At 69.0% G+C, this 26,379-nt stretch carries 29 protein-coding genes; 19 read left to right on the top strand and 10 right to left on the bottom strand.

The genetic code is table 11. The annotated features are described in order from the left end of the window. Positions 1 to 192 precede the first annotated feature (192 nt). From phnC to phnE, 3 genes are all read left to right on the top strand, one after another. Positions 193 to 1,014, top strand: a complete 822-nt coding sequence (gene phnC, locus A6B37_RS09865) for a phosphonate ABC transporter ATP-binding protein (RefSeq protein ID WP_102773661.1) — start codon at positions 193 to 195, stop codon at positions 1,012 to 1,014. Positions 1,015 to 1,067: 53 nt separating this feature from the next. Further along, positions 1,068 to 2,048 carry a phosphonate ABC transporter substrate-binding protein gene (gene phnD, locus A6B37_RS09860; RefSeq protein WP_111825648.1) on the top strand — a complete coding sequence of 327 codons (981 nt, stop codon included), beginning with the start codon at positions 1,068 to 1,070 and terminating at the stop codon, positions 2,046 to 2,048. An 84-nt stretch (positions 2,049 to 2,132) separates the two neighbouring features. Next, positions 2,133 to 2,927, top strand: a complete 795-nt coding sequence (phnE, locus tag A6B37_RS09855; protein WP_102773659.1) for a phosphonate ABC transporter, permease protein PhnE — start codon at positions 2,133 to 2,135, stop codon at positions 2,925 to 2,927. Positions 2,928 to 2,952: 25 nt separating this feature from the next. Here phnE and A6B37_RS09850 read toward each other — a convergent pair whose 3' ends face one another. The 3 genes from A6B37_RS09850 to A6B37_RS09840 are packed head-to-tail and all read right to left on the bottom strand — an operon-like array spanning position 2,953 to position 6,309. Beyond that, positions 2,953 to 3,447, bottom strand: coding sequence for a GAF domain-containing protein (locus A6B37_RS09850; protein ID WP_102773658.1), 495 nt, complete (start codon positions 3,445 to 3,447; stop codon positions 2,953 to 2,955). Continuing rightward, the gene (locus tag A6B37_RS09845; protein WP_111825647.1) at positions 3,444 to 4,418 is read right to left on the bottom strand and encodes a tripartite tricarboxylate transporter substrate binding protein; all 975 of its coding nucleotides are present in this window, start codon (positions 4,416 to 4,418) and stop codon (positions 3,444 to 3,446) included. The genes A6B37_RS09850 and A6B37_RS09845 overlap by 4 nt, the downstream gene beginning before the upstream one ends. Positions 4,419 to 4,473: 55 nt before the next feature. Next, positions 4,474 to 6,309, bottom strand: coding sequence for a gamma-glutamyltransferase family protein (locus A6B37_RS09840; protein ID WP_111825646.1), 1,836 nt, complete (start codon positions 6,307 to 6,309; stop codon positions 4,474 to 4,476). Between the two features lie 102 nt (positions 6,310 to 6,411). Here A6B37_RS09840 and A6B37_RS09835 point away from each other — a divergent pair, with 102 nt between their 5' ends. Next, positions 6,412 to 7,353, top strand: a complete 942-nt coding sequence (locus A6B37_RS09835; protein WP_111825645.1) for a LysR substrate-binding domain-containing protein — start codon at positions 6,412 to 6,414, stop codon at positions 7,351 to 7,353. A 231-nt stretch (positions 7,354 to 7,584) separates the two neighbouring features. Here A6B37_RS09835 and phnN read toward each other — a convergent pair whose 3' ends face one another. The 4 genes from phnN to phnF all read right to left on the bottom strand — a co-directional run bounded on the left by phnN (position 7,585) and on the right by phnF (position 10,919). Further along, positions 7,585 to 8,166: a phosphonate metabolism protein/1,5-bisphosphokinase (PRPP-forming) PhnN gene (gene phnN / locus A6B37_RS09830; protein ID WP_111825644.1), complete on the bottom strand. Its 582-nt coding sequence runs from the start codon at positions 8,164 to 8,166 to the stop codon at positions 7,585 to 7,587. Then, positions 8,163 to 8,906: a DUF1045 domain-containing protein gene (locus A6B37_RS09825; RefSeq protein ID WP_111825643.1), complete on the bottom strand. Its 744-nt coding sequence runs from the start codon at positions 8,904 to 8,906 to the stop codon at positions 8,163 to 8,165. Before A6B37_RS09825 ends, phnN begins: the two co-directional genes overlap by 4 nt. Positions 8,907 to 8,908: 2 nt before the next feature. After that, complete coding sequence (locus tag A6B37_RS09820) at positions 8,909 to 10,108, bottom strand: alpha-D-ribose 1-methylphosphonate 5-triphosphate diphosphatase (RefSeq protein WP_111825642.1); 1,200 nt, start codon at positions 10,106 to 10,108, stop codon at positions 8,909 to 8,911. An 88-nt stretch (positions 10,109 to 10,196) separates the two neighbouring features. Next, positions 10,197 to 10,919: a phosphonate metabolism transcriptional regulator PhnF gene (gene phnF, locus A6B37_RS09815; protein WP_111825641.1), complete on the bottom strand. Its 723-nt coding sequence runs from the start codon at positions 10,917 to 10,919 to the stop codon at positions 10,197 to 10,199. A 171-nt stretch (positions 10,920 to 11,090) separates the two neighbouring features. On the opposite strand from phnF, the gene phnG reads away from it, so the two are divergent. The 9 genes from phnG to A6B37_RS09770 all read left to right on the top strand — a co-directional run bounded on the left by phnG (position 11,091) and on the right by A6B37_RS09770 (position 17,997). Further along, entirely contained in the window at positions 11,091 to 11,561 is a 471-nt protein-coding gene (phnG, locus tag A6B37_RS09810) for a phosphonate C-P lyase system protein PhnG (protein WP_111825640.1), read from the top strand. 1 nt (position 11,562) lies between these two features. Further along, on the top strand, positions 11,563 to 12,183 hold the full coding sequence (gene phnH, locus A6B37_RS09805) for a phosphonate C-P lyase system protein PhnH (protein ID WP_102773652.1): 621 nt from the start codon (positions 11,563 to 11,565) through the stop codon (positions 12,181 to 12,183). Between the two features lies 1 nt (position 12,184). Next, the gene (locus A6B37_RS09800) at positions 12,185 to 13,300 is read left to right on the top strand and encodes a carbon-phosphorus lyase complex subunit PhnI (protein WP_111825639.1); all 1,116 of its coding nucleotides are present in this window, start codon (positions 12,185 to 12,187) and stop codon (positions 13,298 to 13,300) included. Next, positions 13,297 to 14,193, top strand: coding sequence for an alpha-D-ribose 1-methylphosphonate 5-phosphate C-P-lyase PhnJ (locus tag A6B37_RS09795; RefSeq protein ID WP_102773650.1), 897 nt, complete (start codon positions 13,297 to 13,299; stop codon positions 14,191 to 14,193). The genes A6B37_RS09800 and A6B37_RS09795 overlap by 4 nt, the downstream gene beginning before the upstream one ends. Beyond that, complete coding sequence (gene phnK, locus A6B37_RS09790; RefSeq protein ID WP_102773649.1) at positions 14,190 to 14,972, top strand: phosphonate C-P lyase system protein PhnK; 783 nt, start codon at positions 14,190 to 14,192, stop codon at positions 14,970 to 14,972. Before A6B37_RS09795 ends, phnK begins: the two co-directional genes overlap by 4 nt. 2 nt (positions 14,973 to 14,974) lie before the next feature. Further along, the gene (gene phnL / locus A6B37_RS09785) at positions 14,975 to 15,694 is read left to right on the top strand and encodes a phosphonate C-P lyase system protein PhnL (protein ID WP_111825638.1); all 720 of its coding nucleotides are present in this window, start codon (positions 14,975 to 14,977) and stop codon (positions 15,692 to 15,694) included. 2 nt (positions 15,695 to 15,696) lie between these two features. Next, on the top strand, positions 15,697 to 16,896 hold the full coding sequence (locus A6B37_RS09780; RefSeq protein ID WP_111825637.1) for an alpha-D-ribose 1-methylphosphonate 5-triphosphate diphosphatase: 1,200 nt from the start codon (positions 15,697 to 15,699) through the stop codon (positions 16,894 to 16,896). An 18-nt stretch (positions 16,897 to 16,914) separates the two neighbouring features. Continuing rightward, positions 16,915 to 17,457, top strand: coding sequence for an MOSC domain-containing protein (locus A6B37_RS09775; RefSeq protein ID WP_111825636.1), 543 nt, complete (start codon positions 16,915 to 16,917; stop codon positions 17,455 to 17,457). Positions 17,458 to 17,562: 105 nt separating this feature from the next. Then, the gene (locus tag A6B37_RS09770; protein WP_111825635.1) at positions 17,563 to 17,997 is read left to right on the top strand and encodes a hypothetical protein; all 435 of its coding nucleotides are present in this window, start codon (positions 17,563 to 17,565) and stop codon (positions 17,995 to 17,997) included. A gap of 11 nt (positions 17,998 to 18,008) precedes the next feature. Here the strand turns inward: A6B37_RS09770 and A6B37_RS09765 are convergent, their stop codons facing one another. Continuing rightward, the gene (locus A6B37_RS09765) at positions 18,009 to 18,386 is read right to left on the bottom strand and encodes a hypothetical protein (RefSeq protein WP_102773644.1); all 378 of its coding nucleotides are present in this window, start codon (positions 18,384 to 18,386) and stop codon (positions 18,009 to 18,011) included. Between the two features lie 58 nt (positions 18,387 to 18,444). Continuing rightward, entirely contained in the window at positions 18,445 to 19,725 is a 1,281-nt protein-coding gene (locus tag A6B37_RS09760; RefSeq protein ID WP_111826303.1) for a dicarboxylate/amino acid:cation symporter, read from the bottom strand. A gap of 285 nt (positions 19,726 to 20,010) precedes the next feature. Between A6B37_RS09760 and A6B37_RS09755 the strand changes: the two genes are divergently transcribed. Both A6B37_RS09755 and fba read left to right on the top strand, forming a co-directional pair. Further along, the gene (locus tag A6B37_RS09755) at positions 20,011 to 20,910 is read left to right on the top strand and encodes an SMP-30/gluconolactonase/LRE family protein (RefSeq protein ID WP_102773643.1); all 900 of its coding nucleotides are present in this window, start codon (positions 20,011 to 20,013) and stop codon (positions 20,908 to 20,910) included. A gap of 184 nt (positions 20,911 to 21,094) precedes the next feature. Next, the gene (gene fba, locus A6B37_RS09750) at positions 21,095 to 22,159 is read left to right on the top strand and encodes a class II fructose-bisphosphate aldolase (RefSeq protein WP_102773642.1); all 1,065 of its coding nucleotides are present in this window, start codon (positions 21,095 to 21,097) and stop codon (positions 22,157 to 22,159) included. Between the two features lie 60 nt (positions 22,160 to 22,219). On the opposite strand, the gene A6B37_RS09745 is transcribed toward fba, so the two are convergent. Next, on the bottom strand, positions 22,220 to 22,675 hold the full coding sequence (locus A6B37_RS09745) for a GFA family protein (protein WP_102773641.1): 456 nt from the start codon (positions 22,673 to 22,675) through the stop codon (positions 22,220 to 22,222). Positions 22,676 to 22,907: 232 nt separating this feature from the next. On the opposite strand from A6B37_RS09745, the gene A6B37_RS09740 reads away from it, so the two are divergent. The 4 genes from A6B37_RS09740 to A6B37_RS09725 all read left to right on the top strand — a co-directional run bounded on the left by A6B37_RS09740 (position 22,908) and on the right by A6B37_RS09725 (position 26,358). Beyond that, positions 22,908 to 23,789, top strand: coding sequence for a phosphoribosylaminoimidazolesuccinocarboxamide synthase (locus A6B37_RS09740; protein ID WP_102773640.1), 882 nt, complete (start codon positions 22,908 to 22,910; stop codon positions 23,787 to 23,789). Between the two features lie 129 nt (positions 23,790 to 23,918). Continuing rightward, the gene (locus A6B37_RS09735; RefSeq protein WP_102773639.1) at positions 23,919 to 24,584 is read left to right on the top strand and encodes a fumarylacetoacetate hydrolase family protein; all 666 of its coding nucleotides are present in this window, start codon (positions 23,919 to 23,921) and stop codon (positions 24,582 to 24,584) included. Then, the gene (locus A6B37_RS09730) at positions 24,581 to 25,336 is read left to right on the top strand and encodes a fumarylacetoacetate hydrolase family protein (protein ID WP_111825634.1); all 756 of its coding nucleotides are present in this window, start codon (positions 24,581 to 24,583) and stop codon (positions 25,334 to 25,336) included. Before A6B37_RS09735 ends, A6B37_RS09730 begins: the two co-directional genes overlap by 4 nt. Before the next feature lie 44 nt (positions 25,337 to 25,380). Next, complete coding sequence (locus tag A6B37_RS09725; protein WP_111825633.1) at positions 25,381 to 26,358, top strand: tripartite tricarboxylate transporter substrate binding protein; 978 nt, start codon at positions 25,381 to 25,383, stop codon at positions 26,356 to 26,358. Positions 26,359 to 26,379: the final 21 nt, after the last annotated feature.

Below are 26,379 nucleotides of genomic sequence, written 5' to 3'. Positions count from 1 at the left end.
GCCCGGCAGGTGGTGGGGATGTTTTGAATATACCCGCGGCGCGCGGCGCTGGCGCGCCTGCGTTTATGACGGAGATCTTTCAGGCCATTGCGGTGTCCCTAAATTCCGCCAAATCATTCGATCCCCAGGTCATCGTGCTGTCATGCCGCGAAAACAGAATGCGCCCATGAACCAATCAAGGGGAATTCGACCATGACTTACGCCATCGAAGTGCAAGGGCTGAGCAAGAGCTTCCACGCGGGCGCCAAGGCGCTCGACGGCGTGGACCTGCAAGTGGCCGACGGAGAAATGGTCGCTCTGCTGGGCGCCTCCGGCTCGGGCAAGTCCACGCTGCTGCGCCATCTGGCCGGCTTCGTCGCCGGCGACGCGGGCAGCGTGGCCGTCAACGGCCAGCCGATCCAGCAGGACGGCCGCCTCAGCCGCAACGTGCGCGGCGCGCGCGCCGGCATCGGCTTCGTGTTCCAGCAGTTCAACCTGGTGGGCCGCCTGCCCGTCATCACCAACGTCCTGACCGGCCTGCTGCCGCGCGTGCCGCTGTGGCGCAGCCTGACGCGCTGCTTCCTGCGCGCCGAAGTGCGCCAGGGCCTCGATGCGCTTGCCCAGGTTGGTATAGACGACTACGCATTTCAGCGCGCCTCCACGCTGTCCGGCGGCCAGCAGCAGCGCGCGGCCATCGCGCGCACGCTGGTGCAGAACGCCCGCGTCATCCTGGCCGACGAGCCCATCGCCTCGCTCGACCCGGAATCGTCGCGCCGCGTGATGGACACGCTGGCGCAGATCAACCGCAGCCGCAAGGTGGCGGTGGTGGTGTCGCTGCACCAGGTCGACGTGGCGCTGCGCTACTGCCCGCGCGTGGTCGCGCTGCGTCACGGCAAGGTGGTGTACGACGGCCCGTCGGCGGCGCTCACGCCCGCCATGCTGCGCGAACTCTACGGCGCCGAGCTGGGCGAACTGCTGCCCGAAAGCGCGACGCCCGCGCCCGCGGCCCTGACGCAACTGGCGCACGCCGCCTGATTCCCACCCCGATTCCCGGATTTCCACTCCCCCTTTCGACCCCGGAGCCCCCCATGCTACGCAGAACCTTCGTCACCCTGATCGCCGCCGCGGCACTGTCCACCCAAGTCCATGCCGAAGAGGCCAAGCCGCTGAACTTCGGCATCATCTCGACGGAGTCGTCGACCAACCTGAAGTCCGTGTGGCAGCCCGTCATCGACGACCTGAGCCGCGCCATCGGCGTGCCGGTCAAGCCTTTCTTCGCCTCCGACTACGCCGGCATCATCGAAGGCATGCGCTTCAACAAGGTGCAGATCGCCTGGTACGGCAACAAGTCCGCGATCGAGGCCGTGGACCGCGCCCAGGGCGAGGTATTCGCCTCGGTCATCGACAAGGACGGCAATCCCGGCTACTGGTCGGTGCTGATCGTCAACAAGGACAGCGACCTGAAGACGCTGGACGACGTGCTCAAGCGCGGCGCCAAGCTCAGCTACGGCGCGGGCGACCCCAACTCCACCTCGGGCACCGCCGTGCCGGGCTACTACCTGTGGGCCGCCAACAAGATCGAACCCAAGACCTTCTTCAAGTCGGTGCGCGCCAGCAACCACGAAACCAATCTGCTGTCGGTCATCAACAAGCAGGTCGACGTGGCGGTCAACAACACCGAGGCGCTGGAGCGCTACCGCCTGAACACCGGCAAGGACGCCAGCGAAAGCGTGCGCGTGCTGTGGAAGTCGCCGCTGATCCCGGCCGACCCGCTGGTCATGCGCAGCGACCTGCCGGCCGACATGAAGACCAAGATCCGCGACTTCTTCGTCAACTACGGCAAGGGCAAGGACGCCGAGCGCGAAATGGCCAACCTGAAGGCGCTGACCTACAAGGGCTTCCGCGCCTCCGACAACCAGCAGCTGGTGCCCATCCGCCAGATCGAACTGGCGCGCCAGAAGGCCCGGGTCGAAGGCGACACCACGCTGGGCCAGGCCGAAAAGCAGAAGCAGCTGGCCGAGCTCGACAAGAAGCTGGCCAGCCTGGGCCAGCCCGCCGCACAGCAGTAAGCGCAACCGCCGGCCGCCGGCCCGTCATCCGACGCGGCCGGCGTACGCGCAGCCGAACATTTCTTTTGCCAGCCGCTCATCCCCATGAATCTCGCCACGCATACCTCCCGCCTTCCCGCCGCGCCGCGCTCGTCGCTGCCGGTTCTTCTCGTCTGGGCCATCGTGCTGGCGCTGCTCGTCATGTCGTGGCGGGGCGCGGACATGCGGCCCCTGGACCTGCTGCGCGATTCGGGCAACATGGCTCAGTTCGCGGCCGACTTCTTCCCGCCCAATTTCCGCGACTGGCGCATGTACCTCGACGAGATGATCGTGACGGTGCAGATCGCGGTATGGGGCACGTTCCTCGCCATCGTGGTGGCGGTGCCGCTGGGCCTGCTGTGCTCGTCGAACATGGTGCCGGCCTGGGTCTACCAGCCGATGCGCCGCCTGATGGACGCCTGCCGCGCCATCAACGAAATGGTGTTCGCCATGCTGTTCATCGTGGCCGTGGGCCTGGGGCCGTTCGCCGGCGTGCTGGCGCTGTGGGTGCACACCACGGGCGTGCTGGCCAAGCTGTTCTCCGAAGCCGTCGAGGCGATCGATCCGCGCCCGGTCGAAGGGGTGCGCGCCACCGGCGCCAACGCGCTGGAGGAGGTCGTCTACGGCGTGATCCCGCAGGTGCTGCCGCTGTGGATCTCGTATTCGCTGTACCGCTTCGAGTCCAACGTGCGCTCGGCGTCCGTCGTGGGCATCGTGGGCGCCGGCGGCATCGGCACCGTGCTGTGGGAAATCATCCGCAGCTTCCGCTACGCGGAAACCTGCGCGGTCATGATCATCATCGTCGGCTTCGTGGTGGTGATCGATATGGTGTCCGCGCGCATCCGCGCCGCGCTGATCTGAGCGCGGCGCGCGCCGGCGCCGACCATCAGGGCCGGCCGGGCGCCTGCAGGGCCGGCAAGGCCAGCAGGCCGGCCAGCCGCGCGGCGTGGACGTCGGCGTCCGACACGCGCGGACGCGGCATCAGGAAATTCACCGTGCCCAGGCAGGCCTGCCCATACACCACCGGCACGTTGATGACCGATTGCAGGCCCAGTTCGCGGATGGCGCCGTGGTCGTCGAAGAACTCGCGGATGGCGTCCTCGCCTTCGCCGACGAAGACGCGGCGCTCGTGCAGCACGTGCCGGCCCCATGCGGTGCCGGCCTTGTCCTTGCTGCCGCCGGGCGGATAGGCCTGCGGATTCGAGCTGTACAGGCGCACCACGCGGATCGCGTCGGCGTCGTATCGGTTCACCGTGCACAAGGTGTGCGCCAGCGTGGCGTGCGCATAGGCGTCGATGGCGCGCAGGGCGGCCGTGGCGTCGGCGGCGGCATAGGCCAGTTCGATGGCCTGCACCGCGGCCAGGGTCGGGGCGGCGTTCATTCTGCGGTGATTCCCAGCTCTTTGATCAGCTTGCCGTACTTGTCGGCGTCGCGCGCCAGGATCTGGCCGAACTGCTCGGGCGTGGTCTCGGTCAGCAGCACGCCCATGTCGGCCATCTTCTTGACCACTTCCGGGCGCTTGAGGATCAGGTTGATCTCGCGGTTGAGCCGGGCCGTGAGTTCCGGCGGCATGCCGGCCGGGCCGAAGGCTCCGTACCAGACCGCCAGTTCATAGCCGGGCAGCGTTTCGGCCACCGTGGGCACGTCGGGCAGCAGCGGCGAGCGCGTTTCCTCGGTCACCGCCAGCAGCTTGAGCTTGCCGTTCTGCACGTGCGGCAGGGTCTGCGTGCCGGCGCTGAACAGCACCTGGGTGCGCCCAGCCACGGTGTCCAGCACCGCCGGCGCGCCGCCGCGATAGGGGATGTGGGTCATCTTCACGCCGGCGGCCTTCTCGAACAGCACCGCGCTCAGGTGGTTGGTGGAGCCCTGGCCCGCCGAGGCGTAGGTCACGGTGTCCGGATGCGCCTTCAGGTAGGCGATGAATTCCTTCACGTTCGTCGCCGGCACCGACGGATTCACCACCATGGTGTTGGTGACCAGCGCGAGTTCGGCGATGGGCGTGAAGTCCTTGACGCCGTCGAACGGCATGTTGGCGTAGAGCGCCTGGTTCATGGTGTGCGTGCTCATGGAGCCCACCAGCAGCGTGTAGCCGTCGGGCTTGGCGCGGGCCACGAAGGCCGTGCCGATGTTGCCCGAGGCGCCCGAGCGGTTCTCGACGATGACGGACTGGCCGAGCGATTGCGTCAGCCCTTCGGACAGCATGCGCGCCAGGATGTCGGTGGAGCCGCCGGCGGCCCGCGGCACGATCAGCGTGATGGGCTTTTCCGGCCAGGCGGCGTGGGCGGCGGCCGGCGCGGCCAGCGCCAGGCCCAGCGCGCAGGCGCGCAACAGTTTCTTGAATCGCAGTGTCATGGTTGATACCCCTTGTGCAAAGGCCGGTCTGTGCGCCGGCTGGAAAGAAACAGGTTCAGCGTCCGGCGGCGTAGCCCTGCATGCCGCGCGGATTGGCGCCGGCGCGCAGCAGCAGGCCGCCGCCGGGGGCGGGTTCGCGGGTGCAGGCGCTGATGCGTCCTTCCGACCAGTCCGGGCCGACCTTGACCTCGTGGCCGGCGGCGCGCAGCGCGTCCAGCGTGGCCGCGGGCATGCGCGACTCCACCGTCAGCCGGTTGAGCGTCAGCGTGCGCGGCCAGAAAGAGCCGGGGAAATGGTCGATGTGCCAGGACGGCGCGTCGATGGCCTCCTGCAGGTTCATGCCCATGGCATGGCGCAGGAAGAAGGCCACCGTCCATTGGTCCTGCTGGTCGCCGCCGGGCGTGCCGAAGGCCATATAGGGCTGGCCGTCGCGCAGCGCCAGGCCCGGCGACAGCGTGGTGCAGGGGCGCTTGCCGGGCTGCAGCTGGCCGGGCACGCCCTCGTCCAGCCAGGTCATCTGCAGGCGCGTGGTCAGCGGAAAGCCCAGGCCCGGCACGACCGGGCTGGACGACAGCCAGCCGCCCGACGGCGTGGCGGCCACCATATTGCCGTCGCGGTCGATGACGTCGATCTGGCAGGTGTCGCCCACGAACAGTTCGCGCGCGGCCCACTCGGACACGGGCGGCAGCGCCGCGAAGGTCGGCTCGCCCACGCCGAAGCGGGTGTCGGAGGCCGCCAGCGTGCGCGCGGCCGCCTCCAGATCCGGCAGGCGCGGCGCGCGTGCGCCGGGGCTGCCCGGCTGGAATGCGCGCGAGGCCTGCGCGCCGATGCCGGCGGCGCGGGTCCGCGCGTAGTCGTCGCTCAGCAGATCGGCCAGCGGCACCTGCGCGAAATCGGGATCGCCGTACCAGGCGCAGCGGTCGGCGAAGGCCAGCTTGGCCGCCTCGGCCACGCGATGCACGAATTCCGGCGACTGCGGGTCCAGGCCTTCCATGCCCAGGTGGCGCAGCATGGCCAGCTGTTGCAGATGCACGGGGCCTTGCGACCAGACGCCGCATTTGGCCACGGTGTAGCGGCCGTAGTCCACGGTCAGCGGCTCGTCGTAAGTGGCGCGCCAGTCGGCCAGGTCGGACTTGCGCAGCAGGCCGCGATTGCGCTGGCCGGTCGTGTCGCGCACCGGTTCGCCGCTGTAGAAGGCGTCGATCGCGTCGGCGACGAAGCCGCGATACCAGGCGTCCAGCGCCGCGTCGATGCGCCCGCGCCGGTCGGCGCCGGCGGCATGCGCATGGTCCAGGATGCGGGTATAGGTGGCCGCGATCGCGGGCGTGCGGAACAGGGTGTCGGGCGTGGGCACCCGGCCGTCGGGCAGCCAGACCTCGCGCGAGCTGGTCCATTCGTCGCGAAACAGCGCCTGCACCGCCAGGATGGCCTGGGAGATGCGCGGCACCAGCGGAAAGCCGTTGCGCGCGTAGTCGATGGCCGGGCGCAGCACCTCGGCCAGTTCCCAGGTGCCGTAGTCGCGCAGCAGCGTCAGCCACGCGCCGAACGCGCCGGGCACCGTGGCCGGCAGCAGCCCGATGCCGGGCACCAGGTCCAGGCCCAATCCGCGGAAATGGGCGGGCGTGGCCAGGGCCGGCGCCGGTCCCTGGCCGCACAGCGCGCGCATGCGCCGCTCGCGTTCGCTCCAGAGCAGGATGGGCACCTCGCCGCCCGGCCCGTTCAGGTGCGGTTCGACGATCTGCAAGGTGAAGCCGCCGGCCGCCGCCGCGTCATAGGCGTTGCCGCCGCGCTCCAGCACGCCCATCGCGACTTGCGTGGCGAGCCAGTGGGTGGACGAGACCACGCCGAACGTGCCGCGGATTTCGGGGCGGGTCGTGAAGGAGGCGTTCATGGGCGGTTCCTGGCGGGAAGATGTCCGCAGTATAGGATCATGAAATAACTGGATTTACCTTTGTTGGCATAATTGAATAACCAACTGGTTATAGGAAAAATCGTGAACTGGGACGCGGCCCGTCTGGCCAACCGCCTCAAGCACCGCCATCTGGTGCTGCTGCTCGACATCGCCAGGCATGGCTCGCTGACGCGGGTCGCGGCGGCGGCGGGCGTCAGCCAGCCGGCGGTCACCAAGGCGCTGGCCGAACTCGAAGACATCTTCGGCGCGCGGCTGTTCATGCGCACCGGGCGGGGCCTGCAGCCCACCGCGCTGGGCAGCCTGGCCCTGGTGCGCGCGCGCCACATGCTCAGCGACCTGGACTTGTGGGCGCGCGAAGTGGAAGCCCTGCACGCGGGCCGCTCGGCGCATCTGCAGGTCGGCGTCGTGCCTTACGTATCGAGCGCGCTGCTGACCCAGGCCATCGGCCTGCTGCACCAGCGCCACGGCGTGACGCTCAGCCTGCACCGCGCGACCACCGATCATCTGGTCCCGATGCTGCGCCAGCACGAACTCGACTGCATCATCGGCCGCGCCACCTCGTCGGTGGCGCAGGACGACCTGATACACCGCGCGCTCTACCGCCAGCGTCCGCGCCTGATCGCGCACGGCCGGCTGGCCCAGCGGCTGGCGCGGCGCCGGCCGGACTGGGCGGCGGTGGCGGCGCTGGACTGGGTGCTGCCGGCGGCCAATACGCCGACGCGGCAACTCATCGTGGAGCACTTCATCCGCGCGGAGCTGAGCCCGCCCAGCCCGGTGCTGGAAGCCTATTCGACCGACGTGATCGAAGGCCTGCTGGCCATGAACGAAACCTTCGTCTCGGTCGTGCCCGAGGACATCGCGCGCGAGCTGTGCCAGCGCGGCAAGCTGGGAATGGTGCCCTGGGACTTCGGCTGGGAGCTGCCGCCGATCAACCTGATCCGGCGCAAGCGCCAGCAGCCGCTGGCGGCCGAAACGTATTTTTCCGATATCTTGCTGGATCTTTGTGGCGAGATGGCGGGCTGAACCGGGGGGGGCGATGGGTTCCGCGCGTTGGGCGGTTGATTCCTTGTGTCGGATGTCTCGCGCTGCACCCATCCTACGGCGGTCGCGCATCCTACGGCGGTCAGGAATCGTACGGTGGTTGGGAATCACACGGCGATAGGGAATCGTAGGATGGGTGCAGCGCGAGATTCCTTATGCAAGAATCCATACATCAAGCGCGCGAAACCCATCGGGCGGCAACCGCCGCCATCCCTACGCAGCCAGTTTGCCGCGCGCAATATCCAGCAATTCAGCGGCCGCCGATTCGGGCGCGGCGTCGTTGTTGACCCGCAGCAGCCGGCAGCGCGGCGGCACCGTGTATGCCTGGGTGGCGCGCGCCAGCCGCTGCGCGATCTGCTGGGCGTTTTCGCGGCCGCGGCCGGCCAGCCTGCGGGCCAGGAGCGCCGGGGCCACCGTGACCTCCACCGCGGTCAGCGCCGGATAGCGCGCATGGGCCTGCGGCAGGTGCGCGCGCGAGCCGTTGATGATGACGGCCGCGCCGCAGGCCAGCCAGGCGTCGATTTCCACGCCGATGCCGTAATGCAGGCCGTGGCTGCTCCAGCGCAGCGCGAAGCAGCCCAGCGCCGCGCGGCGGCCGAATTCGTCTTCGGTGAGGCTGAGCGAGTCTTCGCTGTCGCCGCTTTCGCGGGTGATGTAGCGGTGCGCCACCAGCACCGGTTCGTCGCCGCGCAGGTGCGTGCGCAGCAGGCGCAGCAGCGTGTCCTTGCCGCTGCCCGAGGCGCCCATCAGGTAGATCAGGCGCGTGCCGTCGGCCGGGGCGTAGGAGACGTTCATTGCGCGGCCGGGCCTTGCAGATACGCCGCGCCGGCGGCGTCGGCGCAGCTGCCGTCGAAACCGTAGTGCCTGGCCGCGACGAAGTCGGCGCCGGGCTCGGGCTGCACATAGACGCTGACGCCCGGCACCGGCATGGCCTGGCCGCGCAGCGGATCGGCGAAGGCCGCGATGCCGGCCCGCGCCCGCGCCAGCGCGTCGCCGTCGAGCTTGCCGGTCAGCGTGATGTGGAAGGTATAGGTATCGAACACATAGGGGTAGCCCCAGCGCGCCAGCATGGCCTGCTGCGCGGGCGTGAGCGATTGCGGCTGGCGCCTGGCGGTCTCCTCGGGCGTGGGCGGGGCGCGCAGCGGGTCCAGGTCGCGCACGGCCGCGTCGGCCAGTTCCTGGATGCGGGCCCGGCCCGGCGCGTCGGCGTCGGCGATGCGCCAGGCCAGGAAACCGCGCAGCGGTTCGCAGTCCAGCTGCAGCGAGAACGGGCTGCGGCCGTCGGCCAGCCGGCGGGCGGCGGCGTCGACCTCGTGAGGACTGGCGCCGGAGCGCAGGCGGAAGGGCGGCTTCAGCGTGGCGTGCAGGCCGTAGTGGCGCGGGGCCTCGGTCCATGCGCGCGGAAAATCGGCCTGCCCGGGCAGCGCGGCCAGCGCCTTGCCGGTGTCGGCGCAGCGGCCCAGCCAGCGGCTGCCGTATTCGCGCCAGGGGCCGGTGGGAGCCAGGTACAGGGCGTAGCGATGGGCCTGCGGCATGGTCAGGCCGCCATGCGCTGGGGCTGGCCGTCGCCGAAGGCGCGGCTGGCGTAGCGCAGTTCGCCGCCGACGATGGCGGCGCACACGCGCGGCAGGCCCGGCATGCGGTCGTCGACCACGATGGCGTCGGCGATCAGGCCCGGCGCCAGCGCGCCGCGGTCTTTCAGGCCGGCGGCGCGAGCGGGATTCAGCGACACCAGGTTCCAGGCCTGGGCCAGCGGCAGCACGCCGTCGCCGGCCAGGCGCAGCGCGGCCGCCAGCGGCGCGGGATAGTAGTAGTCGGAGGTCAGCACGTCGCACAGGCCGGCGCGCACCATCTCCGTGGCGCTGGGCGCGCCGGTGTGGCTGCCGCCGCGCACCACGTTGGGCGCGCCGAACACCACGGCGTTGCCCAGGTCGCGCGCCACGCCGGCAGCCTCGCGGGTCAATGGGAATTCCGCCACGCTGCAGCCCAATTGGTGGTAGTAGCGGCGCGTGGCGGCGTCGGGATCGTCGTGCGAGGCCACCTTCAGGCCGGCCTCGCGTGCGCAGGCGGTCAGTTCGCGCATAGCGTCGGCCACGGAATCGGCGGCGGCCATGGCGGCGCGGATGCGGTCCTGGAACACGTCGAGGTCGCATTCCGCGCGGTGCGCGTACTGCAGCAGCTTGCGCTCGTCGCCCAGCCGCCGCGCCATACTGGGCAGGTGGTCGTTGAGCGCCAGGAAGCGCACGCGGCCGTCGCGTATCCATTGCTGGGCGATGTCCAGCCCGCCCACGTGATGGGTCTCGAAGCGCAGGTGCACGTAGTGCCGCGCGCCCATCAGGGCCCGCATGCCTTCGAGCGCGTCGAACATGCGCTCGGCGTAGCTCTCGCCGCGCAGGCCGCCTTCCCAGGACAGCGTGACGCCGTGGAATTCGGTGGTGATGCCATTGGCCAGCAGCTGGCGGTCCACGTCGAACAGCGCGCCCTGGTAGGGGAAGGTCACGCTGGGGCGCGGCATGATGGCGCGCTCGAAGGCGTCGCCGTGCAGGTCCACGATGCCGGGCAGCACCAGCAGGTCGCCGGCGTCGAACCAGGCGGCGCCGCGCGCGGCGGGAGCCGCCGAATCGTCGATCAGCCCGCCGTGGAAACGCAGGCTGGCCTGTTGGACGCCGCGCGGCGTCAGGATGCGCTGTCCGGTGATGCCGGCCAGGGGCGAGGGGGCAGGGGTGCGTGAGTTCATGGCGCCAAGTTAGCGGGCTTGCATTACAACCAGATGTCTAGATGAGTGAGGCCGGCCCGCCGGATTCAGGGGGCGCCGCGGTGCCGGTTCAGCCTTCGTCCGTGACCATCAGCTGCACCAGGTCGCCGACGAAGCGGGCCACGCTGTACTGCAGCGGCGCGCCTTGCTGGTCCACGTTCAGCGCCTCGACCTGGAGGATGGGGCGGGTCTTGGGCTGGCCCAGCAGGCGGGCGATTTCGGGCGAGGGCAGCGCCGCGGTGATGCGCGACCACTTGCGGGTGTAGTCGCCGATGCCGTAGTGCGCATAGACCTTGGAGATCGAACGCTGGGACGCGAGGCGCTGCGCGAAGTCGGGGAAGCGCTTTTCGTCGAAGTAGTGTTCCGAGACGCTGATGGGGCGGTTTTCCGCCTTGCCCACGATCTGCACGCGCAGCAGCGCCGCGCTGCGGGCCAGCCCCAGGTGCCTGGCGATCTCGGCGGCGCGCAGCGACTGGCTGCCCAGCACCTCCTGGTGGCCCAGCATGCCCTGGCTGCGCAGGTTCTCGGAAAAGCGCGTGCGCTTGCCGATGGCGTAATCGATGGCGTGTTCCTGCACGAAGGTGCCGCGGCCCTGTTCGATCCGGACCAGGCCGCTTTGCTCCAGCTCGCCCATGGCGCGCCGTATCGTGTGGCGGTTGACCGAGAACTTGGCGGCCAGCTCGGGTTCGGAGGGCAGCTGTTCGCCCGCCGCATAGAGCTTGTTGCGGATGTCGTCCGCAAGCGATTCGCCGATTTGCCGCCAGACGGCGATGCCGGAACCTCTTTCAACCATGGAGTGCGCTCGTACTGTCATATCCGCTCTTCAAGAATGGCCACGATTGTGCCCGATGCCGCGGCCGCCGCAAAGGCGCAGCAACTGTCATCAAAAATTCACGCCCGGCTGTTGAACTTGGATTTCGAACCGATCATACTTCATCCAGTCGTCTAGACGTATGGAGGAATCTTGGAACACCCACAGACAGGACAACCGGCAACCGACGCCCGGCGCGCGGCCTGGATGCGCGTGCTGGCGCTGGCCGACGCCGGCGCGCTGGACGGCGCGTTCAGCGCGCTGGGCCGGCTGCCCCAGCATCGCACGCTGCGCCCGGCCCAGACCGGCATGGCCATGGTGCGCGCCCGCAGCGGCGGCACCGGCGCCCGCTTCAACCTGGGCGAAATGACCGTGACACGCTGCGCGGTGACGATGGGCGAGGGCGTGGTCGGCGTGGCCTACGTGCAGGGCCGCTCGCTGCGCCATGCGGAACAGGCCGCCGTGGCCGACGCCCTGCTTCAGCTGCCTGAATGGCATGAAACCGTGCAGGCGCAGCTCATCGCGCCGCTGGCGCGCCAGCATGCCGAAAAGGTCGAGCGCCAGGCCCGCGTGGCGGCGCAGACCAGGGTGGAATTCTTCACGATGGTGCGAGGCGAGGACTGACATGCAACAACCGATACTGGCCGCCGCCGCGGCCCCGGGCCGCACGCTGTTGCCCGGTTTCGCCGATCCGGTGGACGACGCGCAGGCCACCTTCCGCGCCGCGCTGGACGCGCTGGCCCATCCCGGGCGCATCCACGAAATCACGGCCGAAAGCGGCGTGCCGGCGGGCCTGTCGCCCGCCATGACGGCCCTGCTGCTGACGCTGGTCGACGTCGACACGCCGCTGTGGCTGCCGCAAGGCGCGAGCGCCGATACGCTGGCCTTCCTGCGCTTTCATTGCGGCTGCCCCATCGTGCCCTCGCCCGCGCTGGCGCGCTTCGCCGCGGCGCCGGCCGGCTTCGAGGCCCCGGCGCTGTCGGCCTGCCATCCGGGCGACCCGGCCTATCCCGATCAGTCCACCACGCTGCTGATCGAAGTCGCGTCGCTGGATGCCGGACCGCAGGCCATGCTGAGCGGCCCGGGCATCCAGAGCCGCCAGGCCCTGGCCGCGGCCGGGCTGCCGGAAGGCTTCTGGCGCGAATGGCGCCTCAATCACCAACGCTTTCCGCTGGGCGTCGACGTGCTGCTGACGCAGGGCCGGCGGATCTGCGGCCTGCCGCGCAGCACGCGCGTGGAGAACTGACATGTACGTAGCCGTGAAAGGGGGCGAGCGCGCCATCCTCAATTCCTACCGCATGCTGGACGACTACCGTCGCGGCGACCGCGAGGTGCCCGAACTGAGCCTGGCGCAGATCCGCGAACAGATGCCGCTGGCCGTGTCGCGCGTGATGGCCGAAGGCTCGCTCTACGATCCGCAGCTGGCCGCGCTGGCGCTCAAGCAGGCCGCCGGCGACGTGATCGAGGCCGTGTTCCTGCTGCGCGCCTATCGCACGACGCTGTCGCGCTACGGCTACACGCAGCCGATAGACACCGGCCGCATGCGCCTGCAGCGCCGCATCTCGTCCACCTTCAAGGACCTGCCCGGCGGCCAGATCCTGGGCCCCACCTATGACTACACCCAGCGGCTGCTGGACTTCTCGCTGCTGGCCGGACGCGAGGCCGACTCGCTGCCCGCCGGCGACGAAGCCCTGGACAGCGCCATGCCGCGCGTGACCGACCTGCTGGCGCAGGATGACCTGATCGACGCCGAGCCGGTTCCGCCCGGCGATCCCGAACCCTTCGACCTGACCCGCCAGCCGCTGGATTTCCCGGCCTCGCGCGCCGCGCGGCTGCAGAACCTGGCGCGCGCCGACGAAGGCTTTCTGCTGTCGATGGGCTATTCCACGCAGCGCGGCTACGGCAACACCCATCCCTTCGCGGCCGAGATCCGCTACGGCGCGCTGGAAGTGGAAATGCACATCGAGGAACTCGGCTACGCCGTCACCGTGGGCGAGATCGAAGTGACCGAATGCCAGATGGTCAGCCAGTTCGCGGGCAACGCCGAGGAAGGGCCGAAGTTCACGCGCGGCTACGGGCTGACGTTCGGCTACGGCGAACGCAAGTCCATGTCGATGGCGCTGGTGGACCGCGCGCTCAAGGCCGCCGAGTTGGGCGAGCTGGCCGATTCTCCGGCCAACGACCACGAGTTCGTGCTCTACCACAGCGACAACGTCGAGGCCTCGGGCTTCGTGCAGCACCTGAAGCTGCCGCACTACGTGGACTTCCAGGCCAACCTGGAACTGCTGCGCCGCATGCGCGCCGAGCGCGACGCGCCGCAGGCCGCGGACAAACAACTGATGGACGAGGCGGTTTCCCCATGACGACGCAACAACAGGCCGCGGTCGCGCGCGACGACCACTACAACTTCGGCTACCTGGACGAATCCACCAAGCGCATGCTGCGCCGCGCGCTGCTCAAGGCGGTGGCGATTCCCGGCTACCAGGTGCCGTTCGGCAGCCGCGAGATGCCGCTGCCCTACGGCTGGGGCACGGGCGGCATCCAGGTCACGGCCGCCATCATCGGGCGCGGCGACGTGCTCAAGGTGATAGACCAGGGCTCGGACGACACCACTAACGCGATCAACATCCGGCGCTTCTTCGGCCGCGTCACGGGCGTGGCCACCACGCAGTCCACGCCGGCGGCCACCATCGTGCAGACGCGCCACCGCATTCCCGAGACGCCGCTGGCCGCCGGCCAGATCATGGTGTTCCAGGTGCCCATTCCCGAGCCCCTGCGCTGGCTCGAACCCAGCGAAACCGAGACCCGCACCATGCATGCGCTGGCCGAATACGGCGGCATGCACGTCAAGCTGTACGAGGACATTGCGCAGCACGGCCGCATCGCCACCACCTACGACTACCCCGTGATCGTCAACGACCGCTACATGATGCGGCCGTCGCCCATCCCCAAGTTCGACAATCCCAAGCTGGACGGCAGCCCGGCGCTGATGCTGTTCGGCGCGGGCCGCGAAAAGCGCGTCTACGCCGTGCCGCCATACACCCGGGTCAAGAGCCTGGACTTCGAGGACCACCCCTTCGAAGTGCAAAGCTGGAGCGAGCACTGCGACCTGTGCGGCTCGCGCGAGAGCTTCCTGGACGAAATCATCCTGGACGACGCCGGCACGCGCCGCTACGTCTGCTCGGACACCGAATACTGCAACGATCGCCAGGCGCGCCAGCGCCCGGACGCCAACCCGGACGAGGCCGCGGCATGAATCCCCAAGCGAATCCCCTGCTGTCCGTGCGCGGCATGACGCGCACCTGGGACGGCGTGCACGGCTGCCGCGACGTCAGCTTCGATCTTTATCCCGGCGAGGTGCTGTGCGTGGTCGGCGAGTCCGGCTCGGGCAAGAGCACGCTGCTGTCGGCGGTGTCCCACCAGACCCGGCCGCAGGCCGGCAGCGTCTGGTACGACACCCGCGACCAGGGCTTCACCGACCTGGCCGCGCTGCCGGCCGCGCGCCTGCGCCTGCTGGCGCGCACCGACTGGGGCTTCGTGCGCCAGAACGCGCGCGACGGCCTGCGCATGCAGGTCAGCGCCGGCGCCAACATCGCCGAACGCCTGATGGCCGTGGGCGAGCGCCATTACGGCGAGCTGCGCCGCGTGGCCGGCAACTGGCTGCACAAGATGGAGATCGACGTCGGCCGCCTGGACGACGCGCCGGTATCGTTTTCGGGCGGCATGCAGCAGCGCCTGCAGATCGCCCGCAACCTGGTGACCCATCCGCGCCTGGTGTTCATGGACGAACCCACGGCCTCGCTCGACGTGTCGGTGCAGGCGCGCCTGCTGGACCTGCTGCGCCAGCTGGTGACCGACCTGGGCCTGGCGGCCATCGTGGTCACGCACGACCTGGCCGTGGCGCGCCTGCTGGCGCACCGGACCCTGGTCATGCGCGGCGGCGAGGTGGTCGAAAGCGGGCTCACCGACCAGATCCTCGACGATCCGCAGCACCCCTATACCCAATTGCTGGTGTCCTCCATTTTGCAGAGCTGAGCATGCGCGCAACCACTCCGATGATCGAGGTGCGGGGCCTCGGAAAAATGTTTACCCTGCACAACCAGGGCGGCATGCGGCTGCCGGTGCTGGAGGCGGTCGACTTCGACGCCGCGGCCGGCGACTGCCTGGTGCTGGCCGGGCCGTCCGGCACCGGCAAGAGCACGCTGCTGCGCTGCCTCTACGGCAACTATCTGGCCACCGAGGGCAGCATCCGCGTGCGCGCCGAAGACGGCTGGGTCGAGCTGGTGGGCGCGCCGGAGCAGCGCATCCTGGCGCTGCGGCGCGACGTGATCGGCTACGTCAGCCAGTTCCTGCGGGTGATTCCGCGCGTGGCCGCGCTGGACGTGGTGGCCGAGCCGCTGCGCGCGGCCGGCGTGCCGGCCGACGAGGCGCGCGCCCGCGCCGCCGCGCTGCTGCGGCGCCTGAACGTGCCCGAACGCCTGTGGGGCCTGGCCCCGGCCACTTTCTCCGGCGGCGAGCAGCAGCGCGTGAACATCGCGCGCGGTTTCATCGCCCGCCATCCGATCCTGCTGCTGGACGAGCCCACCGCCTCGCTGGACGCCGACAACCGCCAGGTGGTGATCGACCTGATCCTCGAAGCCCGCGCCCAGGGCCGCTGCCTGCTGGGCATATTCCACGACGCCGAGGTGCGCGACGCCGTCGCCACCCAGACGCTGGAATTGCGCCCAGCCGTGACCGCCACCGCGATGGAGGCCTGACCATGCACAGCACTTATCTCACCCATGCCCGCGTCGTGCTGGCCGACCGCGTGCTGGAAGACAGCGCGGTGCTGATCGATGACGGCCGCATCGTGGCCGTCGAGCCGGCCGGCGCGCGCGCCGGCCGCGAAGTCGACCTGCAGGGCCAGGTCCTGCTGCCGGGCCTGATCGACCTGCATTGCGACGCCATCGAAAAAGAGGCCGAGCCGCGCTCGCGCGTGCTGTTCCCGCTGGACTTCGCGGTGGCGCAGGTGGACCGCCGCAACGCCGCGGCGGGCATCACCACGCCTTATCACGCGCTGTCCTTCGCCAACAGCGAATGGGGCGTGCGCAACAACCAGACGGCCGCCGAAGTGGTGCGTACGGTGCGCGCGTTCCGTGGCCACAGCCTGGTCGACAACCGCATCCACTGCCGCTACGAGGTCACCGACGCCACCTCGGTGGACGTGCTGAGCGCGCTGATGGACGAGGGCGCGGTGGACCTGCTGTCGGTCATGGACCATTCGCCGGGGCAGGGGCAGTTCAAGACGCTGGAGTCCTATCTGCAATACATGATGGGCAACCACGCCATGAGCCGCGAGCAGGCCGAGGAAGCGGCGCAGGCCAAGAGCCGCGCGCGCGACGGCGCGGTGGCGCGGGTCGAGACCTTGCTGGCGCATGCGCAGGGCCTGGGCATCCCCACGGCCAGCCACGACGACGATTCCATTCACCGCATCGCCACCATGCGCAACCTGGGCGTGGCCATGAGCGAGTTCCCCATCAACCTGGATACCGCGCGCGCCGCGGTGTCTTGCGGCCTGCCCACCATCCTGGGCGCGCCCAACGTGCTGCGCGGCCAGAGCCAGAGCGGCTCGATGCGGGCCATCGACGCGGTGCGGGCCGGCGTGGCGAGCTGCCTGTGCTCGGACTACCAGCCTTCCACGCTGATCGCCGCCGTCTTCGCGGTGGCGGCGCAGGCCGAGCTGACGCTGGCGCAGGCGGCCGCGCTGGTCACGCTGAATCCCGCGCAGGCCTGCGGCCTGTCGGACCGCGGCCGCATCGCGCCCGGCATGCGCGCCGACCTGGTGGCGGTGGCGCAGGTGGGCGGCCAGCCGTTGATCAGCCACACCTGGTCGGCGGGCCGGCTGGTATTCTCCACCCACTACCCGCCCTTGCGCGCCGGCGCGGCGCTCGAACCCGAGGCCCAGGGCCTGGCGGCCTGAGACAGCAGGAGCAAGCCGATGGACCCCATCGTGACCGCCGTGGCGCGCAGCGCCGCGCACACGTTCAGCAAGTCCGTGGTGCCTGAAATCATGTTGCTCAAAGGGCTGGGCGTGGAGGGCGACGCCCACCTCGGCGTCACCGTCAGGCACCGCTCGCGCGTCAAGGCCGACCCCAGCCAGCCCAATCTGCGCCAGGTGCACCTGATCCACGCCGAATTGCACGACGAATTGCAGCTGGCCGGCTTCAACGTGGCCGAAGGCACGATGGGCGAGAACATCACCACTCGCGGCATCGACCTGCTGGCGCTGCCGCGCGGCGCCTGGCTGCACCTGGGCGCCGGCGCGGTGGTGGAGATCACCGGCCTGCGCAATCCCTGTGCGCAGCTGGACCACTACCAGCAGGGCCTGACCGCCGCGGTGCTGGGCCGCCATCCGGACGGCAGCCTGATGCGCCGGGCCGGGGTCATGGGCATCGTGCTCGAAGGCGGCGAGGTCCGGGCCGGCGATGCTATTCGCGTGACGCTGCCGGCCTTGCCGCACCTGGCGCTGGAACGTGTTTGAAATATCCTGCGCGGCCCCGGACGCGGGCCCGCGCATCTGGTTAAATGGGAACTGGAGCGCTGCCGCATTTTCCGCCGGCGGCGCGCCTTTTTTCCGGAGCGCGCGATGGCACGATTCAATTTCACCCAGGATCCCGAAGAACCCGATCTGTGGGCGGCCGAAAACGTCGCCGTGGGCGCGGATCGCCCGCCGATCCACGTCATGATCCAGACCGACGGCGAGGAACCCGGCAGCGGCGCGTCCAAGGCGGTCAAGAACATCCTGGACACCCTCGACGAGCAGATCCTGGCCGCCGCCGATTTCCTGCTCGACAACTATTCCTACGAACACTACAAAAAACTGGGCATCGAAGACGCCCAGCTGCTGCCCGAGGAAACCGCCGAGGCCATGGCCGAGAAGGCCGTGCTGCGCGCGCTGTGGCTGTTCGACGAGGACGGCGACGGCTATGAACTGTGGTTCACGCTGCCCTGGGACCCGGTGCACACCTACGACGTGGAATTCGAGGACGGGGCGCCGGTGTCTTGCTCGGTCAATGACTGAATGACCGAAACCTAACGGACCAGCTCGAACCGGCTGGCCCGCGCCTCGCCCAGCGAATCGTCATAGCGGTAGCGCAGCTTTACAGATTGCCCCTTGCGCACCGCCGTGGCGCCGGCGCCGTCGAGCACCACGTCGATTTCCCGGCCCATGAATTCGGTGCAGTCGGTGTCGGCGCGCGCGCCTTCGGGGATCTCGGCGCTGCGGACCCTGAGCCTGAACATCAATTGGCTGATTTCGGTGCCGTCGATGCGGAACTGGCGCATCTGCATGGGCGGGCTGGCGGCGGTGCCGCCCAGGTTGCAGGATATGCGCGTCCAGGCGTGCGAGGCGGGGGCTGCGGCCATCAGGGCGACGGCCGCCACGGTGCAGCGCAAGCGTAGGGAAATCATGGCTGGATCGGGCAGGGCTTGCCGGGGGCTTATATGTTGCTCCCGGCGACTGCGACGGTCAAGACGCCGCGACCCCGCCCGCGGCCTCTTTGGCCGGTGCTTCCTCATCGGCGGGCTGGCGGCCTTCCAGCTTGGCGATGACGGCGGTGGCCAGGCTGTTGCCGACCACGTTGGTGGCGGTGCGGCCCATGTCGAAGAACTGGTCGATGCCCATGATCAGCAGCAGGCCGGCCTCGGGCAGGTTGAACATCGGCAGCGTGGCGGCCACCACCACCAGCGAGGCGCGCGCCACGCCGGCCATGCCCTTGCTGGTCACCATCAGCACCAGCAGCAGCGTCAGCTGCTGGGTGAAGCTCATCGGGATGCGGTAGGCTTGCGCGATGAACAGCACCGCGAAGGACTGGTACATCATCGAGCCGTCCAGATTGAAGGAATAGCCCAGCGGCAGCACGAAGCCCGAGATGCGCTTGGGCACGCCGAAGCGCGAGAGCGCCTCGATCGTCTTGGGGTAGGCCGATTCGCTGCTGGCCGTGGAAAACGCCAGCAGCGTGGGTTCCTTGATCAGCCCGCCCAGCCGGCGCACGGACTTGCCCAGGAACAGGTAGCCGATCAAAAACAGCACGCCCCACAGCAGCGCCAGGCCCAGGTAGAACTCGCCTATCAGCTTGCCGTAGCTGACCAGCACGCCCAGACCTTCGGTGGTGATGGCGGCGGCCATCGCGGCGAACACGCCCAGGGGCGCGAAGCGCATGACGTAGTCGGTCACCCGGAACATGATCTTGGCCAGCTCGTCGATCATGTTGTAGAGGGTGTGGTGGCCCTTGCTGCGCACGAAGGACAGCGCCGTGCCGAAGAACAGCGAGAACACCAGGATCTGCAGGATCTCGTTGTTGGACATGGCCTGCGCGATGCTGCTGGGGAAGACGTGCGCGATGAAGGCCTTGAGCGTGAAATCGCCCGTCTTCAGGCCGGAGCTGGCGCCGGCGTCGGGCAGCGTCATGTTCATGTGCGCGCCCGGTTCGAACAGATTGACCAGCGCCAGGCCCAGCAGCAGCGAAACCAGCGAGGCGGCGACGAACCAGATCATCGCGCGCATGCCGATGCGGCCCACGGCGCTGGCGTCGCTCATGCTGGCCAGCCCCGTCACCAGCGTGGCGAATACCAGCGGGGCGATGATCATCTTGATCATGCGCAGGAAGATGTCGGTGACCAGGCTGAAGTAGGCGGCGATGCGGGCGGCCTCCTCGGGAGTTTGCGCGTATCGGTGGCAGAAGTAGCCCACCACGATGCCCAGCACCATGGCGATGCCGATGTAACGCGTCAGCTTCTTAGTGTTCATGATCAAAACGGAAAAACGGCGACCGTGCGCCAGGCCCCGCGGGGGCCGGGTCCGCCGGCATGGGGCGGGCGAGCGGTCGGATGACAGACATGCCAGGGCGATCCCGAGGCTTGCGGGTTTACCCTTGGGCCGCGATGTTAACGCCGCCAAGCTGACAGCCAGTTGTCGCCTCCAGTGGAGCGGATTTGTATCAAATTGGAACAGCGCCACCGCCCCGCGCCGCCATGCCAGAATGCCTGGCCGGCCGCCAAGGCGGCGTCCCGCGACAAAAAAGGAGACTGGAAAATGCAGAAACGAGAACTGTCGGTGCTGGCGTCCGGATACACCTACCTGGAGGGCCTGCGCTGGCACGAGGGCCGCCTGTGGGCGTCGGACTTCTACACCGGCCAGGTCATCGCGGTGGACCTGGACGGCCGGGTCGAGCGCATCTGCGAGGTGCCGCAGCAGCCGTCCGGCCTGGGCTGGCTGCCGGACGGCCGGCTGCTCATCGCTTCCATGAAAGACCGCAAGCTGCTGCGCCGCGAGGCCGATGGCAGCCTGGTCGAGCATGCCGACCTGTCGGCGCTGACCGGCGGGCACATCAACGACATGGTGGTCGACGCGCAGGGCAGGGCCTACGTGGGCAATTTCGGCTTCGACCTGATGAACGGCGCGCCGGTGCGCAACACCACCATCGTGCGCGCGGACCCCGACGGCTCCTGCCGGGTGGTGGCCGACGGGCTGTGCTTTCCCAACGGCTCCTTCATCACCCCGGACGGCGCCGTCATGATCGTCAACGAGACCTTCGGCAACCGTATTTCCGAATTCGACATCCTGCCCGACGGCGGCCTGGGGCCGCGCCGCGACTGGGCCGATTTCGGCCCGCTGCCCGCCAGCGACGACCTGGGCGTGCTGATCGCCGCCTCGGCCATCGGGCCGGACGGCGGCGCGCTGGACGCCGAGGGGGCGCTGTGGGTGGCCGACGCCATCGGCAAGCGCATCGTCCGCCTGGCGCGCGGCGGCCGGATACTGGAGCAGATCGACACCGGCGAGTTCGGCATCTTCGCCGCCGCCCTGGGCGGGCCGGACGGCCGCAGCCTGTTCATGGCCGCGGCGCCCGATTTCATCGAGGCCAACCGCCGCGCCAGGCCCGAGGGGCGCATCCTGGTGACGCGGGTCGACGTGCCGCACGCGGGCCGGCCGTAGGGCCCCCGCACCGGCGCCCTCGTGCTTGCGGCGGGGGCGCCGGGACGGCTTACGCCGTTCGGCGCAGCCCGAATGGCCTGGATACCGCCGGTTGCAAGACCTTTCGGCGAATCCCCCGTAAAATCACCCCATTCAGCAAGACTTCAACCATCTTTCAATAGACAGTACCTAAGGAGGACCACTCATGGCCCTAGTCTCCATGCGCCAGTTGCTCGACCACGCCGCCGAGCACGGCTACGGCATTCCCGCTTTCAACGTCAACAACCTGGAGCAGGTCCAGGCCATCATGGAAGCCGCTGCGGAGACCGACAGCCCCGTGATCATGCAGGCCTCGGCCGGCGCGCGCAAATACGCGGGCGAAGGCTTCCTGAAGCACCTGATCCAGGCCGCCGTGGAATCCTATCCGCACATTCCCGTGGTCATGCACCAGGACCACGGCCAGTCGCCCAAGGTCTGCCAGGGCGCCATCGACCTCGGCTTCTCCAGCGTCATGATGGACGGCTCGCTGAAGGAAGACGGCAAGACCATCGCCGACTACGACTACAACGTCGAAGTGACCAAGAAGGTCGTCGACGTGGCCCACAAGCTGGGCGTGACGGTCGAAGGCGAACTCGGCTGCCTGGGCTCGCTGGAAACCATGCAGGGCGACAAGGAAGACGGCCACGGCGCCGACGGCAAGCTCACCATGGACCAGCTGCTGACCGACCCGGAACAGGCCGCCGACTTCGTGCGCAAGACCCAGCTCGACGCCCTGGCCATCGCCATCGGCACCAGCCACGGCGCCTACAAGTTCACGCGCAAGCCCACCGGCGACATCCTGTCGATCTCCCGCATCAAGGAAATCCACGCCCGCCTGCCCAACACCCACCTGGTGATGCACGGCAGCTCCAGCGTGCCGCAGGAACTGCTGGCCGAAATCCGCGAATTCGGCGGCAACATGAAGGAAACCTACGGCGTGCCCGTCGAGGAAATCCAGGAAGCCATCAAGTACGGCGTGCGCAAGATCAATATCGACACCGATATCCGTCTGGCCATGACCGGCGCGATCCGCCGCTTCTTCGCCGAGAACCCCGAGAAGTTCGACCCGCGCGAATACCTGAAGCCGGCCCGCGCCGCCGCCAAGGCCATCTGTGTGGCCCGCTACACCCAGTTCGGCACCGCCGGCAACGCCAGCAAGATCAAGGCCCTGCCGCTGACCGAAATCGCCGCGCAGTACGCCTCGGGCAAGCTGGCGCAAGTGGTGCAGTAAGCACGCTCGGCAGTGCGGAAGAACGGGCCCGTATTCATGCGGGCCCGTTTTTTTTATGGTCTAGGCGGCGGGCCCGTTGCCGGCGTAGTGCGGGATGCTGCGGTCCACGTGGTGCCAGGACGGCGCGGAACCGGTCCACAGGCTGGCGCGGGCGTGGAAGGCCTCGGGATCGTCCAGCGAGCCGGCCCGCACGATTTCGTAGTCCATGCCTTCGGAGCCGCCGAACAGCGGCGTGCCGCAGGCCGCGCAGAAGCTGCGCATGACGGTGTGGCCGGAGTCGCCCTTGTAGCGGTGCTCCTTGGCCTGGCCGCGCAGCAGCGTGACCGAGCCGGCCGGAAAGATCAGCGCGTGGGCCGGGGCGCCGCCGCTGGAATACTGGCAGTCCCGGCAATGACAGGTGGCGGCGGTCAGGGGCTCGTCGGTGACGGCGTAGCGGACCGCGCCGCACTGGCAGCCGCCGGTCAGGTGCACTTGCGCGTCGGCGGCGGGCCTGCGTTTGAGGGAAGCATCCTGCATACGGCTTGGTCTCCGGGTGGAAGGGGTGCGCCGTGACGCCTGCGGCGGTCGGCGCGCATGGTAAGAGACCACAGCCTAACGCCTGCGCCGGGCGGCGTCGAGGGGAGGGCGGCCGGGCGCCGTCGGCAGCGCCGGGCCGTTTTGCAGTAACCTATGCGCCTTGCAGGTTCGACTTTCCCGCCCTGGCGCTGCCCGAGGCGGGAATCTTCATTATTGCCATAGGCCATTTCCCGTGACTTCTGCTTTGCATCAATCCAGCATCAAGTCCTTGCCGCTGCTGGGCCGCGGTAAGGTGCGCGATATGTACGCGGTAGGCGACGACAAGTTGCTGATCGTCGCGTCGGATCGCATCTCCGCGTTCGACGTGATCCTCGACGACCCCATCCCCGGCAAGGGGCAGGTGCTGACCGAGCTGACCGAATTCTGGCTGCAGAAGCTGGCCCATATCCTGCCCAACCACTCCACCGGCATCAAGCCCGAGGACGTGGTCGCGCCGGACGAGGTGGACCAAGTGCGCGGACGCGCCGTGGTGGTCAAGCGCTTGAAGCCCATCCTGGTCGAGGCCGTCGCCCGCGGCTACCTGATCGGCTCGGGCTGGAAGGACTACCAGGCCACCGGCTCGGTGTGCGGCATCGCGCTGCCGGCCGGCCTGCAGCAGGCCAGCCAGCTGCCCGAACCCATCTTCACGCCGGCGGCCAAGGCCGAATTCGGCATGCACGACGAAAACGTCGACTTCGCCCACGTGGTCAAGGAAGTCGGCCAGGAAATGGCCGAGCGCATCCGCGACGTGACCCTCAAGCTGTACGCCGAGGCCGCGCGCTACGCCGCCACCAAGGGCATCATCATCGCCGACACCAAGTTCGAATTCGGCCTGGACGACGACGGCACGCTCTACCTGATGGACGAAGTGCTGACGCCCGATTCCTCGCGCTTCTGGCCGGCCGACGGCTACCGCGTCGGCATCAGCCCGCCTTCCTTCGACAAGCAGTTCGTGCGCGACTGGCTGGAAACCCAGACCTGGGACAAGACGCCGCCGGCGCCGCGCCTGCCGCAGGACGTGCTGGAAAAGACCGCCGCCAAGTACCGCGAGGCCCTGGACCGCCTGATCGCCTGACCGGTCACAGGCGCACGAAAAGCCGCTCGCCACGAGCGGCTTTTTTTTCGCCTAGGGGTAATCCTGAGTTTGCGTTATCGGGATTTTAGTTAACATGGTAATTGTTACCTCGTTAATTAGATCCCGATCATGCAGACTCCGCACTCCATCCGGCGCGACGGCACCGTCTACGGGGCATTGCTCAACGACCGCGCCACCCTCGAACGCCTGGCGCCCCAGTTCGACGGCGCGCCCTACAAGGCCGCGCCCAAGGCGCCGGTGCTCTACATCAAGTCGCGCAACACTTACGCCGCCGACGGCGCCGTGGTGGAGATCCCCGCCGATCCGGGCGTGGTGCGCATCGACGCGACCATCGGCCTGGTGATCGGGCGGCCCGCCAGGCAGGTACCGGCGGCCCAGGCCATGAGCCACGTGGCCGGCCTGGTGATCGTCAGCGACCTGACCCTGCCGCACGAGAACTACTACCGTCCCGCCGTCGTGCAGCGCAACCGCGACGGCTTCTGCCCCATGAGCGAAGTGCTCCAGGGCCAGCCCGGCTTCGATCTCGACCAGGCCGCGCTGGGCGTGCGCGTCAACGGCCAGCAGGCCTACGAGCGCAGCTTCGCCACGCTGCTGCGTCCCGCCGCGCAGCTGATCGCCGACGTGACCGAATTCATGACCCTGGCCGAGGGCGACGTGCTGCTGCTCGGCCCCGGCGAAGGCTCGCCCGTGGGGCGCGCCGGCGACCGCGTCACGATCACCGTGCCCCGTCTGGGCGAATTGAGCCACAGCCTGGCAGAGGAGAAGCAGGCATGAAGCGCGGACGCATTGTTTACGAGAACCGGACCTGGGACGTCACCGAAGGCGAGGGCGGGGCGGTCAGGCTGCCCGACGGCCGCCTGCTGGCCCAGGCCGACGTGCAATGGCTGCCCCCGATCGAATTCGGCACCATCATCGCGCTGGGCCTGAACTACGCCGACCACGTCAGGGAACTGTCGCGCGAACTCACGGTCACGGCCAAGGACGCGCCGCTGGTATTCCTGAAGGGGCCGAACTCGCTGGTCGGCCATCGCGGCCGCACGCCGCGCCCGCGCGACGCCGCCTTCATGCACTACGAATGCGAGCTGGCCGTGGTGATCGGCCGCCAGGCCAAACGCGTGCGCGCCGCCGACGCGATGGCCTGCGTGGCCGGCTACACGGTGAGCAACGACTATGCCGTGCGCGACTACCTGGAGAACTACTACCGCCCCAATCTGCGGGTCAAGAACCGCGACGCCTCGACCGCGATCGGTCCCTGGCTGGTCGACGCGGCCGACGTGCCGGACCCGCACGCGCTGGGCTTGCGCACCCGCGTCAACGGCCAGGTCACGCAAAGCGGCAACACCGGCGACATGATCCACCGCATTCCCGAACTGATCGAGTACCTGAGCGGGTTCATGACGCTCATGCCCGGCGACGTGATCCTCACCGGCACGCCCGACGGCGTGGTCAACGTGCAGGCCGGCGACGTGGTCGATACCGAAATCGACGGCATCGGCACGCTGACCAACACCTTGGCCGAGGCCTGATTCCATCGTTTCTTGTTGCGCAACGACATCCAGGAGAAAGCGCCATGCGCTGCAATATCCGTCTTGCCGCCGCCATGCTGGCCGCGGCCGCCTCGCTGACCGGTTTCGGCGCGTCAGCCCAGAACTATCCCAATCAGCCCCTGCGCTGGGTAGTGGGCTACCCCGCGGGCGGCGGCACCGACTTCCTGGCGCGCACCACCGGCGCGCAGCTGTCGCGGCAGCTGGGCCAGCCCGTAGTGGTGGAAAACCGCCCCGGCGCGGGCGCCATCATCGCCTCGGAATTCGTGGCGCGCGCGCCCGGCGACGGCTACACCGTGCTGTCGGCCGACAACGGCGTGCTGATCTACAACAGCGCGCTCTACAAGCAGCTCAACTACGAGCCGCAAAGGGATTTCGCGCTGCTGGGCATGATGGGCCGCTCGCCGCTGGTCATCACCGCGGCGCCCAATTCCGGCTTTACCGACGCCAAGAGCCTGCTGGCCGCGCTCAAGGGCGCGCCGGGCAAGTACAGCATCGCCACCGCCGGCGTCGGCAGTCCCCACCACCTGGCGCTGGAACTGTTCCAGCGCGAGGCCCAGGTATCGGTGCTGCACGTGCCCTACAAGGGCGGCGCCCAGGCGCTGCGCGACCTGATGGGCGGGCAGGTGCCGCTGATGATGCTGGACCTGCCCAGCGGCGTCAGCGCGGTGAAATCCGGCAAGGTCGTGCCGCTGCTGGCCATGTCGGCCGAACGCATCCCGCAGCTTCCCGACGTGCCCACGGCGAAAGAGCTGGGCTTTGCCGGCGTCGAAGCCTATACCTGGCAGGGCCTGGCCGTGCCCGCGGCCACGCCGCGCGACGTGCAGGAACGCCTGAGCGCCGAATTGCAGAAGGCCATGGGCGATGCCGACGTGCGCCAGAAACTCTACGACGCCGGCTGGGAAGCGCGTCCCACCAACGCCGCGGACATGAACGCCTACGTCGCGGACGAAAGGCAGAAATGGCGCGCGCTCATCAAGAGCCGCAATATCAGTCTGGATTGAATATCGCCCGTATCACGCAAG

This window comes from Achromobacter sp. HZ01, assembly GCF_003267925.1.
Classification (GTDB): Bacteria; Pseudomonadota; Gammaproteobacteria; order Burkholderiales; family Burkholderiaceae_B; genus Achromobacter; species Achromobacter pulmonis_A.
Note: the sequence above shows the minus strand (reverse complement) of the source record. Positions and strands in the feature narration are given on the sequence as shown.

Bases quoted from the DNA above. Each gene is read 5' to 3' on its own strand.
- A6B37_RS09730 (WP_111825634.1), top strand. From the start codon at position 24,581: ATGAAGCGCGGACGCATTGTTTACGAGAACCGGACCTGGGACGTCACC.
- A6B37_RS09825 (WP_111825643.1), bottom strand. From the start codon at position 8,906: ATGCCGCAGGCCCATCGCTACGCCCTGTACCTGGCTCCCACCGGCCCC.
- A6B37_RS09755 (WP_102773643.1), top strand. From the start codon at position 20,011: ATGCAGAAACGAGAACTGTCGGTGCTGGCGTCCGGATACACCTACCTG.
- A6B37_RS09780 (WP_111825637.1), top strand. From the start codon at position 15,697: ATGCACAGCACTTATCTCACCCATGCCCGCGTCGTGCTGGCCGACCGC.
- A6B37_RS09735 (WP_102773639.1), top strand. From the start codon at position 23,919: ATGCAGACTCCGCACTCCATCCGGCGCGACGGCACCGTCTACGGGGCA.
- A6B37_RS09760 (WP_111826303.1), bottom strand. From the start codon at position 19,725: ATGAACACTAAGAAGCTGACGCGTTACATCGGCATCGCCATGGTGCTG.
- phnL (WP_111825638.1), top strand. From the start codon at position 14,975: ATGCGCGCAACCACTCCGATGATCGAGGTGCGGGGCCTCGGAAAAATG.
- A6B37_RS09725 (WP_111825633.1), top strand. From the start codon at position 25,381: ATGCGCTGCAATATCCGTCTTGCCGCCGCCATGCTGGCCGCGGCCGCC.
- phnF (WP_111825641.1), bottom strand. From the start codon at position 10,919: ATGGTTGAAAGAGGTTCCGGCATCGCCGTCTGGCGGCAAATCGGCGAA.
- A6B37_RS09765 (WP_102773644.1), bottom strand. From the start codon at position 18,386: ATGATTTCCCTACGCTTGCGCTGCACCGTGGCGGCCGTCGCCCTGATG.
- phnE (WP_102773659.1), top strand. From the start codon at position 2,133: ATGAATCTCGCCACGCATACCTCCCGCCTTCCCGCCGCGCCGCGCTCG.
- phnC (WP_102773661.1), top strand. From the start codon at position 193: ATGACTTACGCCATCGAAGTGCAAGGGCTGAGCAAGAGCTTCCACGCG.
- A6B37_RS09800 (WP_111825639.1), top strand. From the start codon at position 12,185: ATGTACGTAGCCGTGAAAGGGGGCGAGCGCGCCATCCTCAATTCCTAC.
- phnH (WP_102773652.1), top strand. From the start codon at position 11,563: ATGCAACAACCGATACTGGCCGCCGCCGCGGCCCCGGGCCGCACGCTG.
- A6B37_RS09820 (WP_111825642.1), bottom strand. From the start codon at position 10,108: ATGAACTCACGCACCCCTGCCCCCTCGCCCCTGGCCGGCATCACCGGA.
- A6B37_RS09850 (WP_102773658.1), bottom strand. From the start codon at position 3,447: ATGAACGCCGCCCCGACCCTGGCCGCGGTGCAGGCCATCGAACTGGCC.
- phnK (WP_102773649.1), top strand. From the start codon at position 14,190: ATGAATCCCCAAGCGAATCCCCTGCTGTCCGTGCGCGGCATGACGCGC.
- A6B37_RS09845 (WP_111825647.1), bottom strand. From the start codon at position 4,418: ATGACACTGCGATTCAAGAAACTGTTGCGCGCCTGCGCGCTGGGCCTG.
- A6B37_RS09775 (WP_111825636.1), top strand. From the start codon at position 16,915: ATGGACCCCATCGTGACCGCCGTGGCGCGCAGCGCCGCGCACACGTTC.
- fba (WP_102773642.1), top strand. From the start codon at position 21,095: ATGGCCCTAGTCTCCATGCGCCAGTTGCTCGACCACGCCGCCGAGCAC.
- phnD (WP_111825648.1), top strand. From the start codon at position 1,068: ATGCTACGCAGAACCTTCGTCACCCTGATCGCCGCCGCGGCACTGTCC.
- A6B37_RS09840 (WP_111825646.1), bottom strand. From the start codon at position 6,309: ATGAACGCCTCCTTCACGACCCGCCCCGAAATCCGCGGCACGTTCGGC.
- A6B37_RS09795 (WP_102773650.1), top strand. From the start codon at position 13,297: ATGACGACGCAACAACAGGCCGCGGTCGCGCGCGACGACCACTACAAC.
- phnN (WP_111825644.1), bottom strand. From the start codon at position 8,166: ATGAACGTCTCCTACGCCCCGGCCGACGGCACGCGCCTGATCTACCTG.
- A6B37_RS09745 (WP_102773641.1), bottom strand. From the start codon at position 22,675: ATGCAGGATGCTTCCCTCAAACGCAGGCCCGCCGCCGACGCGCAAGTG.
- A6B37_RS09770 (WP_111825635.1), top strand. From the start codon at position 17,563: ATGGCACGATTCAATTTCACCCAGGATCCCGAAGAACCCGATCTGTGG.